Origin of the sequence: Shinella agrisoli, assembly GCF_046557955.1 — a bacterium.
Taxonomy (GTDB): domain Bacteria; phylum Pseudomonadota; class Alphaproteobacteria; order Rhizobiales; family Rhizobiaceae; genus Shinella.
The window spans coordinates 26,876-40,944 of record NZ_JBJIEP010000027.1; the positions used below are offsets into that span (position 1 = coordinate 26,876).

Genomic DNA, 14,069 nt, shown 5'->3' on the forward strand with positions numbered 1-14,069 from the left:
ACGATGACCAAATTCTGCCTGACCGTCGCCTGCAAATCCACCCGGGGGATCGTGGCGGCCATCTCCGCCTACCTCGCCGGGCAAGGGTGCAACATCACCGACAGCGCGCAGTTCGACGATACGGCGACCGGCAGGTTCTTCATGCGGGTGAGCTTCGTTTCCGAGGAAGCAAAGGACCTTGCGGCCTTGCGGCAGGGCTTCGAGCCCATTGCGCAAGACTTCGACATGCAATCGGCCTTCCATGACGAGCGCTCGAAAATGAAGGTCCTCATCATTGTGTCGCGCTTCGGCCATTGCCTGAACGACCTGCTCTACAGATGGAGGATCGGCGCGCTGCCGATCGACATCGTCGCCGTGGTGTCGAACCACTTCGACTATCAAAAGCTCGTCGTCAATCACGACATCCCCTTCCATTGCATCCCGGTCACCAAGGAGAACAAGGCGAGGGCGGAGGCCCAGCTCCTGGAGCTGGTCGACCGGACCGGTGCGGAGCTGATCGTGCTGGCGCGCTACATGCAGGTTCTGTCGGATGCGCTCTGCAGGAAAATGTCCGGCCGCATCATCAACATCCACCATTCCTTCCTGCCGAGCTTCAAGGGCGCCAATCCCTACAGGCAGGCCCATGAGCGGGGCGTCAAGCTGATCGGCGCCACATCGCACTATGTGACCGCCGATCTGGACGAAGGACCGATCATCGAGCAGGACACGGTCAGGGTTACGCACGCTCAGAGCGCCGACGACTATGTCACCCTGGGGCGCGATGTGGAGAGCCAGGTCCTCGCCCGCGCCATGCACGCCCACATTCACAGAAGGGTTTTCCTGAACGGCAACAAGACCGTCGTCTTTCCCGCGTCGCCCGGCTCCTACGCCTCCGAGAGGATGGGCTAGGGGACGCTCCGGCCACGGTGGAGCAGCACTTATCTTGGTGCCTTACGGCAAGAGGAGAAGCCTGGCATGGACCTGGAAACGCGACAGTTCATCGAGAATGCGACGCTCCTTTTCATCGCATCCCGCAATGCCAAGGGAATGGTTGACGTTTCACCGCGCGGCGGCCAGCCAAGCGTCGTGCGGGTTACCGACGACGGCACGTTGCTGCTGCCCGACTACAGCGGCAATCGCCGCCTGGATACGATCGCCAATCTTCTGACCAATCCCAATGTCGCGCTGCTCATTGTGAACCGAGGCTGCGACAGGTACCTGCATATCACCGCGCAGGCGGCCGTGTCGTTCCTGAAGGAGGATCTGCTCCTCTTCCCCGCCGATGAAAATCCGGCGCTCAGCGTGCTCGTCCTCCAACCGAAAGCCATTGAATTCGCGAAAAGCGAAGCCTTCGCGCGCGGGGATTTCTGGGCTGACCCCACCAGGCGCAAGCCGCCGCTGGATCTCGTCGCGATCATCGGCGAGGACCAGGCCGCGAATACGGCTGCAGGCTCGGATTTCGTCCCCAGGGACGGGGAGGAGGAACATGTCCTGGCGGCGGCGGGCGTGCGCGGCGTTTACGCCATGCCGAGCGCGCTGGTGCTACGGAAAGTCGGCCAGTTCGCCGGTCCCGCCGGCCTGCGTTTCCTTGAAAAGGCGACGTTCGTGGTCATCGCGCACGATCGCGCCGATGGAGAGGTCGCCATCGGCCTGGCGGGAGAGGCGCCGGTGTCGGTCGTCCCGTCGGGCAACACGCCCGTCTATCGCCTGCAGCTTCCGTCCGATGTCTCGACGGGCGCAAGGGGTGAATGCGCGCTTCTCGTCGTCGTGCCGGGCCAAAACGAGCTTCTTCGCATCAACGGGCGCTTCGAACGGGAAGCCGGTGCGTTGACGATCACCTCGCGCGAGGTCTTCTTCCATTGCTCCGCCGCCTTTTCCCGCGCGCGGATCTGGCAGCAGGATCGGCGCAAGTTTTGGTCGGGAAAGCGCCGCTTCATCTGTGTCGAGCGCCATCGTGAGAGCCCCGACGTCACCTCGTTCGTCCTCAAGCCATTCGACAACGCTCCGATCGGCCCGGTTCTGCCGGGGCAATACATCACGGTCTCATTGCCCGACGAAAATGGTACGCCGAGACAGCGGTCCTACTCCGTCTCGCGCCGACCGGACGGGAAAACGCTGCGCATTTCGGTGCGCCGCATCGGCGCCGGAGGCGTGTCGGACCTTCTGCACGACACGGCCGAGCCGGGGACCGAGATTCTCGTCGGCAGCCCGGCGGGCCGGTTCGTTCTCTCGACCCCGCCAGGACGCCCCATTGTTTTCCTGAGCGCCGGCGTCGGTGTCACGCCGCTCTTGCCCATGCTGGAGGAAGTGGTGGGCGAGGATAGCGGCCGCGAGGTCCTGTTCGTCCATGCCGCCCGTGACGGCGCTCATCATCTCTTTGAAGGAGAGGCCCGCGCGATTGCGGCGCGCGCAAAGAATGGCGGCATCCGTCTCGTGTCCTGCTATTCCCGCCCACGGCCGGAAGACGCCTGCGATCTGTCAGGCCGCATCGATGCCGCCGCGATTGCTCGCATGGTCCAGGTGAAAGAAGCGGATTTTTACATCTGCGGCCCTTCTGCCTTCATGATGTCGCTCCGTGACGGGCTCATCGCCCATGGTGCGGCGCCCGAAGCGATCAAGATCGAAGCATTCGAGGCGTCCGCGGGCGCTGCGTTCGAGGTACCGGGCAGGGCTATCGCCAGCGCCAGCACCGTGGCGTTCGCCAAGTCGGGCAAGACGGCTGTCTGGTCGCCGAGCGAGGGATCGCTGCTCGATCTCGCGCTCAAGAATGGCGTCGACGTAGCCTATTCCTGTCGAATGGGGGACTGCGGATCCTGCGTCCAGAATATTGTCAGCGGGCTTGTCGATTATCCCGGCGGCGAGGTGCCGCTGCTGGCCTACGGCCAGGTCCTGCTGTGCCAGGCAATTCCACAGGGGGACCTGGTGGTCGATTGCTGAAACGTGCCCGGCCGGACTGGCGCGGGAGCAGGCCCCTGCGGCACATCAAGCCGGTCCGAGAATGATGAACGTTTCGCTTTTCGCGACCCCCTCCATCTGACGCACGGTCGATGTCAGGGAGTTCAACTCGTTCATCGTCGGGACCTCGATTTCGCCGATCAGGTCCCAATGTCCGTTGGTGGTCGAAACCGCCACGAAGCCGGGCATCTTCTTTATGTTCGAGATGGTGGCCGATATATGCCGGCCGCCAAGCTCGATCATGACGATGGCGCGTATCAACTCTCCCTTTTGCGCCTCGCGAAGGCGGACCGTGAAGCCTTTGATGGTGCCGTCGGCGATCAACTTATCCAGATGCTTCTGCACCGTCCCGCGCGCAACCCCCAATATGTCGGCAAGCTTCGGAACGGATGCCCTCCCGTTTATCCGAAGTTCGGCGATTAGACGCTGGTCGAGATCACTCATTTGGCCGGCCTGACGATTGTGGAACTTGTGCTGTCTAAACTGACAGATTCCTGTCGGAATTGCTCCAATTTAATGTTCTGCATTTTCGAAATCGGACTATCTTTCTAGGTGTCGTGACGGGTTTCGCTCACGAACAACAAACAGGTGGAACAGCTTGAAGCGAGCCCGCCAGCTATTCACTTTCCGATAGAAATGGCGTGGCTGTGCAGAGCAGCAGAAAGGTTACGACAATGAAACTGGCAGCTCCGATCAGTGCGGCTATTCTTACGCTCATTATCGGTTTCTCTTCCGCGAATGCGGACGATCTCCAAAAGATCAAGGATGCAGGCGAGATGAGTTGCGCCCTTTCCGGCGCATTCCCGCCGTTCAGCTTCGTCGACGAACAGAACAACGTCGTCGGCTTCGACGTCGATATCTGCAATGCGGTCGCGCAGGAGCTCGGCGTAAAGGCAAAGGTGGTCACGACGGCGTGGGACGGCATCCTCGCAGGGCTGGTGACCGGGCGATACGACACCATCATCGGCTCCATGGGCGTCAGCGAGGAAAGGCAGAAGGCCGTCGATTTCACGAACACCTACTACCATTCGGGCCTGGCGATCTTTGTGAGCGAAGGATCACAGGCCAAGAGCGTTGCCGACCTCGAAGGCAAGACGATCGGCGTCACCCTCGGCGAACTGGGCGAGGAGTGGGCGCAGAAGCGCGGGGGCTGGACGCTTCGAACCTACAAGGGCCTGCCCGAGCTCCTGCTTGAGCTTCAGTCCGGCCGCATCGACGCCATAGTGACCGACGACGTTCCGGTTCTCGTGGCGGTGAAAGACAAGAAGGCCAACGTTCGCATGGTCGAGGCTCCCGATCTTCCGAAGTGGGATGTGGCCGTCGCCATCCGGAAGGACAATCCGGAACTCAGGGAGGCGATCAACAAGGCGATAGCCAGCATCAGGGAAAGCGGGAAATATCTTGAAATCGCCAACAAGTGGGTCGGGTCAGACATTTTCTAGACGGTATTTCAGGGCGCGCGGAGAATCCAGGCGGCCTCCGCGCGCACGGAAGACCTGCGCGACAGCTTCTTCGCCGTGGCCGTCGCGGTTTTGTTGACGAAGCCAACCCTCCGAAGTCTGGCGACTTGGAAGTGCCGGAGAAACCACGTTCATGCCGTTGCGCGATTCTGCCATTACACGCATCCATGCCCGACGGAACCAGTGCTGCTACGGCATGGGCCTCGGCATCATCATCCTCGACGACCCCTATCCGGGTTTTCCCGGCGATGTACGAAACGCCAGCGCCTATCCTTTTCCGATCCAGTACGAGATCGCCGAGGACGTAGACATCGCCAAACTGCTCCGCAATGAAGATAAGGCGGAGCTTCTGGAGCCGATCCTGAAGGCGGCGCGCAAGCTGGAGCGCATGGGTTGCCGCGCCATCGCTGCCGAATGCGGCTATTTCGCATGGTTTCAGAAGGAAATCGCAAGTGCGGTCGATGTGCCTGTCTTTGCATCGAGCCTCTTGCAGATACCATTGGCGCAGATGGTGACCGGCCCTGACAAGGTTGTCGGTGTCCTCGTAGCAGTTGCCGACTATCTGCGCGACCGCCATTTGACTGGGGTAGGCGTCACGCTCGGGACAAATTATGTCGTCCACGGCGCCATGGACAACGGTCAGATACCCGAACTCCATAACCTCTGGAACCGGGACGTCCGTCCTGACGTCCCTACCGCCGATTACGATCTCGCGGAACGCGAACTGGTGAAAGTCGCCAAGGACTTCGCGCTCGCCCACCCGAACATGGGGGCAATGGTCTTGGAATGCACGGGCTTCCAGCCATTCGGCCGTGCAATACAGCGAGAAATCGATATGCCGGTATTCAGCTGGTCGACGCTGCTGGATTACGCCTATTCAGTCGCGGTTCATCGCGATTTCTATGGGCATGTTTAAGACGTGGATATGCCCGATCTCGTTTTGAGCTGAAGAGGCGCGAGCCATTGGCCCGACCGTCCGACGCGCTGCAATCCTCCGGTGCACATCGATCGGCGCTTAATTGGCCGTCCGCTTGTCGAAGGCCTGGCGTGCTGCTTCCACCTCGTCGAAATGCGTCAACGTCCACGAGTAGAGCGCTTTGAACGGCGTTTGCAGCGACCGCCCCAGCGGCGTGATTTCGTATTCGACCGCGACCGGCGAAACGGGGATGACGCGCCGCAAGATCAGCCCGTTGCGCTCAAGGCGGCGCAAGCACTGCGTCAACGCCTTCTGTGTGACGCCTTCCAGCGACCGCTTCACGGCATTGAACCGCATCGGGCCGTCGTCCAGGACGGTGAGCACCATCATCGACCACTTGTCGGCGATCTGATCGAAGAGGAGGCGGCTCGGGCAATCGACGGCGAAACGTTGCGGCGTGCTCATGCGGTTTACTCCGGTATACCTGGGCAATTGAAAGTGCGTTATTGACCCCAGGTTTCCTCTGTATACCTATAAGGCTCCATTTTCAACGGAGCACCGCAACGTGACTGCAACCAACACCGACGTTCTTTTCCGCCCTTTTCGCATCGGCTCGCTCGAACTGCCGAACCGCATCGTGATGTCGCCGATGACGCGCGGCTTCGCACCCGGCGGCGTGCCTGGCTCCGCCAACGCGGATTATTATCGCCGCCGGGCCGAAGGCGGCGCGGGCCTGATCCTGTCGGAAGGCACGGTGATCGATCGTCCGGCCTCACGCAACGAGCCCGGCATTCCGTTCTTTCATGGCGAGGCGGCGCTTGCCGGCTGGAAGGGCGTGATCGATGCCGTGCACGCGGCCGGCGGCCGGATGGGTCCGCAACTCTGGCACACAGGCTCAACGAAAGGCATGAGCGGCTGGGAGCCGGATGTACCCGTCGAGAGTCCGTCGGGCTTGCTGGCTCCCGGCACGCCACGCGGCGAAACCATGAGCGACAGTGCGATCGCCGACACGATCGCGGCTTTTGCCAAGGCTGCCGCTGAGGCCAAGCGGCTTGGCTTCGATATCGTCGAACTGCATGGCGCGCATGGCTATCTGATCGACCAGTTCTTCTGGGCCGGGACCAATCTGCGCGATGATCGTTATGGCGGCGCCGGCATAGGCGAGCGCGCCCGGTTCGCCCAGGAGCTGGTCGCGGCGGTGCGCGCCGCGGTTGGGCCAGGCTTTCCCATCAGCTTTCGCGTGAGCCAGTGGAAGCAGCAGGACTATGGCGCGAGGCTGGCGGAGACGCCGCGTGAAATGGCCGAGTGGCTTCAGCCGCTTGTGGACGCCGGCGTGGATGTGCTGCATTGCTCGCAGCGCCGGTTCTGGGAACCCGAATTTCCCGAGGTCGATGGCGCGAACGGGCTGAATTTCGCCGGCTGGGCGAAGAAGCTCACCGGTGCCGCGACCATCAGCGTCGGATCTGTCGGCCTGTCGGGCGAATTCCTCGCGGCCTTCGGCGGCGAGTCATCGACGAGCGTCGCGCTCGATCGGCTGGTGGAACGGATGGAACGCGACGAGTTCGATCTGATCGCTGTCGGTCGCGCTCTTCTCAGCGATCCGCAATGGGTGGCGCATGTTCGAGACGGAGACCTCGAGAAGCTGAAGGGTTTCAGCCCCGCGGCGCTCGCGGAACTGGTCTGAGCGACCTCGTCGTGTCGTAGGCAACAGGCCAGCGGGCCGATAGGCCGGGATGTCAGGGGAAATCGGCGGCGGCTGATCAATGGCCGCCCCGCAGCGCGTCCCGATCTGGATTCGTATCGGTCCGCTGGCCCGCTTCACCGCCCTTGCGGGGCATTTGCCGGGCCTTCCGACGCGGGATGTCCCGCGGCTCATCGATACAGATGGCGTAAGCTGCATGACCGGTTTGTGAAGTAGGATGGCCGCAATCATTTTTCTTCAATTTTAATGTGATCAAGAAACCATCGTCCCGCAGGGCCGGGGAGGGTGTTCGTCGGATAGACCGCCTGAAACGGCATGATTCCTGCGGCAGGACCTTCCAGGGTGATCGTAACGAGACGACCGTCATCAAGGTCATCGGCTACGAGCCAAAGCGGCATGTGACCCCATCCGAGGCCTGCCCGCAACAGGGCATGCTTGGCGCCCAAATCGGCCAACCGCCAGATATTCTTGGCCTGCACCCCGTAGTCGGTGCCATGAGTAATCGCCGAGCGGTCTGTCAGGACCAATTGCGTTTCGTTGGCGATATCTTGCAGCCTCACAGGTTGCTCAACCGAGGCCAGGCGTGATCCCGGCGCCGTTACGGTAACCAGCGGCTCGCTCAGAAGGGCCTCCGTCGATAGGGTCGGGGGAGGGAACGGCAGCGTACCCGTAATTCCAAGGCTGCAACGCCCATCCAGCACTGTCTGCGAGACGGCGCCCAAAGCTTCCACATGCAACCGAAGCGGGGTCGACGGGAACTGCGATTTGAACCTCGAGAGAACATTGGTGAGAAGATTGTGCGGGAACATGACATCGACGACGATCGACAGTTCCGGCTCAAGTCCGCCAGACAGGCTCTTGGCCTTGGCTTTCAACTTGTCGGCTTCCAGCACAACGCGTCGGGCATCTTCCAGCAGATTGACGCCCTGCTGGGTCAGTTCCGGATAGCGGCCGCTGCGCTGGAAAAGCCTGACACCCAATTGGCCTTCGAGATTTGCAATGCTTTGGCTTACGACGGACTGGGCACGGCCGATCGCCCTGCCGGCCGCCGAGAAGCTGCCGGCATCGGCGGCTGCGACGAATGTACGAAGGTGGTCGAGGGAGACGCCGTCAAGCATGTATCTGCTTTCCAGATAGATTCTATCGAATGATATAGGCTACATCTCTTGATCTGCAATTCCTACCTTTCGTTGCGAAAGGAGCATTGCAATGGCTCAGCACGTTTTCATCATCGGTGCGACTGGATTTGTCGGTAACGCCGTTGCCCGTCATTTCGTATCGCGTCGCTATCGTGTCACGGGCCTGGCGCGTAACGGCGAGGCTGCCGGGCGTTTGGCCGCAGCCGGAATGGCCGCACAGATCGGCGATCTCGACGCGCGCTTGCTGGCGGTGACCGAATTTGCCCGGCAGGCCGATGTCGTCGTTCTCGCGGCACAGGTCCCACCGCCTGTCGAACTTGAAGCAGTCGAGACATTGCTGGATACGCTCGAGGGGACCGGCAAGACGTTTGTTTTCCTGTCCGGATCCGGTGTCCTGTGCCAGCGCACGGAAGGAGCTTGGAGCGCCGAAAGCTTTGGCGAAGACGATCCGTTCGAGCCCGAGCCGCTCGCCGCCGCCCGGGTTGAAGCAGAGACGCTCGTCCGCGCAGCCTCCTCGCGCGGCGTCCGTGGCATCGTCGTGCGTCCGCCGCTGATCTGGGGGCCGAACGATCATGGGCACGTGTCGATGGTCTACCGTTCGGTCGCCGCCACAGGTGCCGCCTGCTACATCGGCGAGGGCCTTGCCTCCTATTCGAACGTCCATATCGACGATGTCGCCCGGCTGTTCGAGCTCGCGATAGCCAGGGGCGAAGCCGGTGCCGTTTATCACGCCGCCGCCGGCGAAATCCCCAATCGCTGGATTGCAGAAGCGGTCGCCCGCGACCTCGGCTGCAAGACCCGCAAGGTCTCCATGTCCGAGGCCGCCGAAATCTGGGGAGAGTTCGGTGCGCTGATCATGAGCGTATCGAGCCGTGTGCGGGATGCAAAGACACGAAAGTCACTCGGCTGGGCGCCGCGCCATACGGACATGCTGTCCGAAATCGGCGAACCGCGCTTGCGGGCGCTTGCCACACCATCAACCCTGGAAGGACCAAACAATGACCACTCATGAAGGAAAAGTCGCGATCGTCACCGGCAGCAAGCAGGGGATCGGCCGCGGAGTTGCGGATCTGCTCGCCAAGCGAGGAGCAAAGGTCGTCCTCGTCAACCGCGAAAAGGCATCGGACGCGGCGTCGTCGATCGGCAACGGGGCGGTTGCCATCGCGGCGGATGTGACGCAGGAGGCGGACTGGGCGAACGTTGCAAGGAACGTCGAGGCGAAGTTCGGACGAGCCGACATTCTCGTCCATGCAGCCGGCATCTATCCCATGGCGACCCTTGACCAGATGACACCGGAAGAATGGCGAAAGGTTATGGCAGTCAACCTCGACGCCCACCTGCTGGGCGCACGCGCTATCGTCCCCCTGATGCGCAAGGGCGGCGGCGGCTCGATCGTCGCGATCGGTTCCGACGCTGTCGGCATGGTCACGCCACCCGGCATGGGGTTTTCGCATTATGTGACCTCGAAGATGGGGGTCATCGGTTTGGTCCGCGCGCTTGCCAGCGAGCTGGCCGCCGACAACATCATCGTCAATGCCGTCCATCCGGGTATCACCGATACCGAAGGCGCAAGCGGCATGCCCAACGAGCAGAAGGCGCAGGTCTATATGCAGCAGGCGATCAAGCGCCTCGGCACACCGGCGGACATCGCCGGTCCCGTCGCCTTTCTTACCAGCGACGATGCCCGCTTCGTCACCGGTCAGACGCTCGTTGTCGACGGCGGCTGGCTGCGGCTGTAGGAGGTAGCCATGCCGATCGGATTCAAGGCGCGGCGGCTGCTCATCGCGGACTGGACCCTGCGCATTCTTCTTGCCGTGACGTTCCTGGCGGCCGGCGCAGCCAAACTTTCCGGCGCATCGCAGATGGTGGCGCTATTCGACCAGATCGGCGTCGGTCAGTGGTTTCGGTTCTTGACCGGCGCCATCAAAATCGCGGGAGGATTTTTGGTCCTCCCGCCGCGCAGTGCGATTTATGGTGCCGGCCTTCTGGCCTGCACCATGGCGGGCGCCGTGTTCACCCATCTGGCGCTTATCGGCGGCAATCCGCTGCCCGCTATCGTCCTGCTGCTTCTCTGCACCGCCGTGCTTTGGTTGCGAAGGGAACAGGTGCCACGCACGAAAGGATTTGCTCCATGACCGACATTCTCGACGCATCGGTTGCAGCGCACCGATCGAAGGAAGAGCCGGTTTCAGTCGTGCGGTGGCGGTCGATGCAGCGACGGCTGGGCTTGAGCCTGGCGCTGGCCCTGGCGTCGCCGGTGGCGGCTGCAGCGGCGCCGGCCGATGTCTACCACGCCTGGAAGGCGGCGCATCCTGATCCCGCGGCGGAAATCGCCGACCTCAAGGCGAAGACGGCGGCCTTGGTCGCCGCCGCGAAGGCCTCACAGGTCCTTGGTCCGGCCATCGACCGGCCGTCGGTCGTCCACGCCGTCCCCGGAGCGATCACCAGCATCATCGACTGCGCCGGTATCTGTCCGGAGATGGTGGTCGTCCCCGCCGGCGAATTCACCATGGGCACGGCTCAAGGCGACGCCGGCCATAAGCCGGACGAAGGTCCGCCGCGTCGGGTGACGATCGACCAGCCCGTCGCCGTGGGACGGTTCGCCGTGACCGTGGCCGCGTATGAGACGTTCACGGCCGACACCGGCCGGGCTGTCGTCAGCGGCTGCAACACGGCAGACAGCAACGGCAAACGAGGGAGGAATCCCCGGGCGAACTGGCGCGATCCCGGTTTCAAACAGGGGCCGGACGAGCCGGTCGTCTGCGTCAGCTGGGACGACGCCAAGGCGTATGCGGCCTGGTTGTCCGCCAAGACCGGCCATGGCTATCGGCTCCTGTCGGAGGCCGAGTGGGAATACGCCGCCCGGGCCGGAACCCGGTCGCGGTTTCAGTGGGGCGATGACGAAGCTGACGCATGCGCTCATGCCAATGTCGCCGACGCCACGCTCAAGGCGCGGTTCCCGGACTGGAGCGCTTTCAGCTGTTCGGATGGATTCCACTTCACCGCTCCTGTCGGACGCTTCCCGCCGAACGCGTTTGGCCTTCACGACATGGCGGGCAATGTCTGGTCGTGGACGGAAGATTGCTACGCCGACTATGCGGAAGCGCCGTTGGACGGCTCCGCGAGCCTGGCGGGACAATGCGCCAAGCGTGTGCTGCGCGGCGGTTCCTGGGGAAACGACCAGGTGCGCCTGCGCGCCGCCGACCGTGACGCACATGCGCCCGACGCACGGGGCAGCGGCGGCGGCATCCGGGTCGCCCGAAGCCTTTGACCCATAGAAGAACGGTACCCGAGCATAAATGACGCTCCTGCGCCTGCTGGGTGGCCTTGTTCACGATCTCACGGTGTCACTTTCCGACAAATATCTCCCGGGTGTCCTCACAAGCGTGCGGTGCGGATGGTCTGAAGCACCGAGGCGACCACGCCCCTTAGAACGGCGCCAATCCATGCCATGATCTGCCTCGGGCGGTCGAAGCAGTGCGGATGTCGCTGAAATTGTTCGCAGGGCGACGATCGCGGCGCTTGACATGCCGGGAGCGCCGCGGCATGTGATTGTGCGGCGGCAGCAGCCTCGATGTCAGGCGAGTCGGTCCTCAGTGCGGGCCAAAAGAGCCGCCATAACACTTCAGAAATCACAGGGCGTTTGATGGATATACTTCGTCTGCGTGGCCGGTTGCGGCCTGAAGCCTCCGTCCGCGTGACGGCGATGGGGCTGCTCTTCTTCCTCGGCCTGGCGGGTTCCGGTTTCGCCGCAGGATGCGGCCAGCCGCTGAAACCCGGCCGGATGGAATTCACGGTGAAGACCGGCGGCATCGAGCGGCCGGCGCTGGCTCACATCCCGGCCGCCTATGACGGGAAGACCAGGCTTGCGGTCGTCTTCGACTTCCATGGCAGCAATTCCGGTCCGGCAGGCCAGTTCCGCCGCAGCGGCTGGGATGCCGTTGCCGAGCATGAAGGGTTCGTCGCGGTCGCGCTGCAAGGCAGCCTCGACGGTCAATACGAGGGCACCCATGCCTGGAACGTGCCGGGCGTGACGCACGGCGGGAAACTCGACGACGAGCGCTATATCAAGGATGCGATCAAGACGGTCAGGGACACGTTCTGCGTCGACCCGACCCGCATCTACGCCTCCGGCTATTCGGGCGGCGGACGCATGTTGTCCCAATATATCTGCAACGGACATCGGGAATTCGCCGCCGCCGGCTTCGTCATGGGCCTGCGCGCCGGCTATCCCGTGGAGCGCGACGGCGTCTGGCAGCCGGATGTCGCAAGCTGCAAGCCCGGCCATCCCATCTCGATCATCGCCTTCTCGGGCATGAAGGACGTCACCAATCCTTTCCTGGGCGGCGGCAAACCTTACTGGCAATATGGCGGCGAGGCCGCGCTGAGGCGCTGGGCGGAGCTCGACAAGTGCCAGGGCAAGGGCAACGTCGTCACCGAAGCCTCGATGACGGCCCTGTCGTTCCAGGCTTGCGCCGGCGGCGCGCGCATCACGTCCTACCTGCTCAAGGAGAACACCCATGCCTGGCCGGCACGCAGTGTCCTGTTCCGGACCTTCGATGCGAACGGCAAGGTGACTTCGGAGCGGGACGCGACGGGCCGCATGTGGGAGTTCTTCAAGAACACGCGCACGCCGGAAGAAATGCCGCTGACCGCGGGGAACGCGACGGAACGGTCCGGCTGAGCGGCGTTCGATAGCCCACCGCGTTGAGTGCCGGCAAAGTCAAAGCACGGCGATCGGCAAAGTCCGTTCGTGCTATCCGAAGGAGGCGACCGGCGGTCCGAACCGGCCTTCTTCGGGAACCACGCCCAGGCCCGCGCCCTCCGGCAGCCTTATATGGCCGCCCTCGATGGCAATGCCGTTTTCCGGGTCGTAGTGGCCTTGGATATAGGGCTGGGCGAGCCACACTCCCTCGTTCAGGCGCGGCAGAACCGTCGCGCCGACATGGGTGCAGGCGGCGGCGATGATGTCGCCGCCCCAGGCGTCGTCGCAGGTGTGGGGCATCGAGCGTGCCTCGCAGATGTCGCGGAAGGTGGCCATCTGCTGGAGGCCGCCGATCCGGGTGACCTTCATGCCGAATCCGTCGCATAGGCCTTCGCCTATGGCACGAAGCACTGTCGAGAGGTCGATGCCGTTCTCGTCGAGATAGACGGCATGGTGCAGCTGGTGGCGGATCGCCTTGATCTCTTCGAGAGTGTTGCAGGGCTGTTCCAGGATGAAGGGGATCTCGGGGCATTCGCGGCTGAGACGCAGCGTGTCGCCGGTGGTAAGCGACCGGTTGCCATCGACGGCGAGGCGCATCCTGCCGCCGACCCGCTCCCAAACTTTCCGCACGACGGCGATGTCTATTTCGACCGGGCGGCCACCGACCTTGACCTGGAGGCGCGGATAGCCCTCCGCCGCCCGCTCCGCGGCGATGCGGGCGACCTCGTCCGGCTCGCCGACGCCGGAAGCGTAGTAGGACGGAACCCGCTCGGTGACGGCGCCGCCGAGGAGGTCGGCGACACGCACGCCGAAATGTTTGCCCATGAGGTCGTAAGCGGCGATATCCACCGCAGCCTTGGCATATTGGTGGCCGTTCAGGAGGCCATCCATGGTCCGGCGCAGCGCGACGGGCCGCAGCGGGTTGGCACCGATCAGGCCTTGCGCCATCGCCTCCAGCGCGGCGCGGGCGCCGGCCGCATGATGCGGCTGGTAGGTCGGGCCGACGGGGCAGGATTCTCCCCAGCCGACGAGGCCGTTATCCGCAACGATCTTCACGAGCGTGGAATCGAGCGAAGAGACCCTGCTGCTGGCGATCAGGTAGGGACCGTTCAGCACCGGCAGGATATGCGAGTAGATATGGATTTCCTTGATCTTCATGGGACGGCCTCAAAAAAATGGCCGTCTTCGCAAAGACGGCCAGGCTGGGAGGGAA

At 63.2% G+C, this 14,069-nt stretch carries 14 protein-coding genes; 10 read left to right on the top strand and 4 right to left on the bottom strand.

The genetic code is table 11. From position 1 onward, the window contains the following. The first annotated feature begins 3 nt into the window (after window positions 1-3). Both purU and ACIIOY_RS22755 read left to right on the top strand, forming a co-directional pair. A complete protein-coding gene (gene purU, locus ACIIOY_RS22750) occupies window positions 4-888 on the top strand; it encodes a formyltetrahydrofolate deformylase (RefSeq protein WP_411036956.1) in 885 nt (294 codons plus the stop codon). Window positions 889-954: 66 nt separating this feature from the next. Continuing rightward, entirely contained in the window at window positions 955-2,916 is a 1,962-nt protein-coding gene (locus tag ACIIOY_RS22755; RefSeq protein WP_411036957.1) for a pyridoxamine 5'-phosphate oxidase family protein, read from the top strand. Window positions 2,917-2,961: 45 nt separating this feature from the next. On the opposite strand, the gene ACIIOY_RS22760 is transcribed toward ACIIOY_RS22755, so the two are convergent. Then, the gene (locus tag ACIIOY_RS22760) at window positions 2,962-3,378 is read right to left on the bottom strand and encodes an Lrp/AsnC family transcriptional regulator (RefSeq protein WP_411036958.1); all 417 of its coding nucleotides are present in this window, start codon (window positions 3,376-3,378) and stop codon (window positions 2,962-2,964) included. Window positions 3,379-3,575: 197 nt separating this feature from the next. Between ACIIOY_RS22760 and ACIIOY_RS22765 the strand changes: the two genes are divergently transcribed. Together ACIIOY_RS22765 and ACIIOY_RS22770 are read left to right on the top strand one after the other, a co-directional pair. Beyond that, entirely contained in the window at window positions 3,576-4,376 is an 801-nt protein-coding gene (locus ACIIOY_RS22765) for a transporter substrate-binding domain-containing protein (protein WP_411036959.1), read from the top strand. 151 nt (window positions 4,377-4,527) lie between these two features. Next, window positions 4,528-5,310: an aspartate/glutamate racemase family protein gene (locus ACIIOY_RS22770; RefSeq protein ID WP_411036960.1), complete on the top strand. Its 783-nt coding sequence runs from the start codon at window positions 4,528-4,530 to the stop codon at window positions 5,308-5,310. A 99-nt stretch (window positions 5,311-5,409) separates the two neighbouring features. Here ACIIOY_RS22770 and ACIIOY_RS22775 read toward each other — a convergent pair whose 3' ends face one another. Continuing rightward, a complete protein-coding gene (locus ACIIOY_RS22775; RefSeq protein ID WP_411036961.1) occupies window positions 5,410-5,775 on the bottom strand; it encodes a winged helix-turn-helix transcriptional regulator in 366 nt (121 codons plus the stop codon). Between the two features lie 100 nt (window positions 5,776-5,875). Here ACIIOY_RS22775 and ACIIOY_RS22780 point away from each other — a divergent pair, with 100 nt between their 5' ends. Beyond that, window positions 5,876-6,994 (top strand): NADH:flavin oxidoreductase, encoded by a 1,119-nt coding sequence (locus tag ACIIOY_RS22780; protein WP_411036962.1) that lies wholly within the window; start codon window positions 5,876-5,878, stop codon window positions 6,992-6,994. A gap of 245 nt (window positions 6,995-7,239) precedes the next feature. On the opposite strand, the gene ACIIOY_RS22785 is transcribed toward ACIIOY_RS22780, so the two are convergent. Next, window positions 7,240-8,130, bottom strand: coding sequence for a LysR family transcriptional regulator (locus ACIIOY_RS22785; protein WP_411036963.1), 891 nt, complete (start codon window positions 8,128-8,130; stop codon window positions 7,240-7,242). A 91-nt stretch (window positions 8,131-8,221) separates the two neighbouring features. Here ACIIOY_RS22785 and ACIIOY_RS22790 point away from each other — a divergent pair, with 91 nt between their 5' ends. From ACIIOY_RS22790 to ACIIOY_RS22810, 5 genes are all read left to right on the top strand, one after another. After that, window positions 8,222-9,163 (top strand): NAD-dependent epimerase/dehydratase family protein, encoded by a 942-nt coding sequence (locus ACIIOY_RS22790; protein WP_411036964.1) that lies wholly within the window; start codon window positions 8,222-8,224, stop codon window positions 9,161-9,163. Further along, a complete protein-coding gene (locus ACIIOY_RS22795; RefSeq protein ID WP_411036965.1) occupies window positions 9,150-9,890 on the top strand; it encodes an SDR family NAD(P)-dependent oxidoreductase in 741 nt (246 codons plus the stop codon). The genes ACIIOY_RS22790 and ACIIOY_RS22795 overlap by 14 nt, the downstream gene beginning before the upstream one ends. Window positions 9,891-9,899: 9 nt before the next feature. Continuing rightward, a complete protein-coding gene (locus ACIIOY_RS22800) occupies window positions 9,900-10,286 on the top strand; it encodes a DoxX family protein (RefSeq protein WP_411036966.1) in 387 nt (128 codons plus the stop codon). Further along, a complete protein-coding gene (locus ACIIOY_RS22805) occupies window positions 10,283-11,422 on the top strand; it encodes a formylglycine-generating enzyme family protein (protein ID WP_411036967.1) in 1,140 nt (379 codons plus the stop codon). The genes ACIIOY_RS22800 and ACIIOY_RS22805 overlap by 4 nt, the downstream gene beginning before the upstream one ends. 375 nt (window positions 11,423-11,797) lie before the next feature. Continuing rightward, window positions 11,798-12,835, top strand: a complete 1,038-nt coding sequence (locus ACIIOY_RS22810; RefSeq protein ID WP_411036968.1) for a CE1 family esterase — start codon at window positions 11,798-11,800, stop codon at window positions 12,833-12,835. 72 nt (window positions 12,836-12,907) lie between these two features. Here the strand turns inward: ACIIOY_RS22810 and ACIIOY_RS22815 are convergent, their stop codons facing one another. Further along, window positions 12,908-14,014 carry a mandelate racemase/muconate lactonizing enzyme family protein gene (locus ACIIOY_RS22815; protein WP_411036969.1) on the bottom strand — a complete coding sequence of 369 codons (1,107 nt, stop codon included), beginning with the start codon at window positions 14,012-14,014 and terminating at the stop codon, window positions 12,908-12,910. Between the last annotated feature and the right edge of the window lie 55 nt (window positions 14,015-14,069).

Bases quoted from the DNA above. Each gene is read 5' to 3' on its own strand.
- purU (WP_411036956.1), top strand. From the start codon at position 4: ATGACCAAATTCTGCCTGACCGTCGCCTGCAAATCCACCCGGGGGATC.
- ACIIOY_RS22755 (WP_411036957.1), top strand. From the start codon at position 955: ATGGACCTGGAAACGCGACAGTTCATCGAGAATGCGACGCTCCTTTTC.
- ACIIOY_RS22760 (WP_411036958.1), bottom strand. From the start codon at position 3,378: ATGAGTGATCTCGACCAGCGTCTAATCGCCGAACTTCGGATAAACGGG.
- ACIIOY_RS22770 (WP_411036960.1), top strand. From the start codon at position 4,528: ATGCCGTTGCGCGATTCTGCCATTACACGCATCCATGCCCGACGGAAC.
- ACIIOY_RS22775 (WP_411036961.1), bottom strand. From the start codon at position 5,775: ATGAGCACGCCGCAACGTTTCGCCGTCGATTGCCCGAGCCGCCTCCTC.
- ACIIOY_RS22785 (WP_411036963.1), bottom strand. From the start codon at position 8,130: ATGCTTGACGGCGTCTCCCTCGACCACCTTCGTACATTCGTCGCAGCC.
- ACIIOY_RS22790 (WP_411036964.1), top strand. From the start codon at position 8,222: ATGGCTCAGCACGTTTTCATCATCGGTGCGACTGGATTTGTCGGTAAC.
- ACIIOY_RS22795 (WP_411036965.1), top strand. From the start codon at position 9,150: ATGACCACTCATGAAGGAAAAGTCGCGATCGTCACCGGCAGCAAGCAG.
- ACIIOY_RS22800 (WP_411036966.1), top strand. From the start codon at position 9,900: ATGCCGATCGGATTCAAGGCGCGGCGGCTGCTCATCGCGGACTGGACC.
- ACIIOY_RS22805 (WP_411036967.1), top strand. From the start codon at position 10,283: ATGACCGACATTCTCGACGCATCGGTTGCAGCGCACCGATCGAAGGAA.
- ACIIOY_RS22810 (WP_411036968.1), top strand. From the start codon at position 11,798: ATGGATATACTTCGTCTGCGTGGCCGGTTGCGGCCTGAAGCCTCCGTC.
- ACIIOY_RS22815 (WP_411036969.1), bottom strand. From the start codon at position 14,014: ATGAAGATCAAGGAAATCCATATCTACTCGCATATCCTGCCGGTGCTG.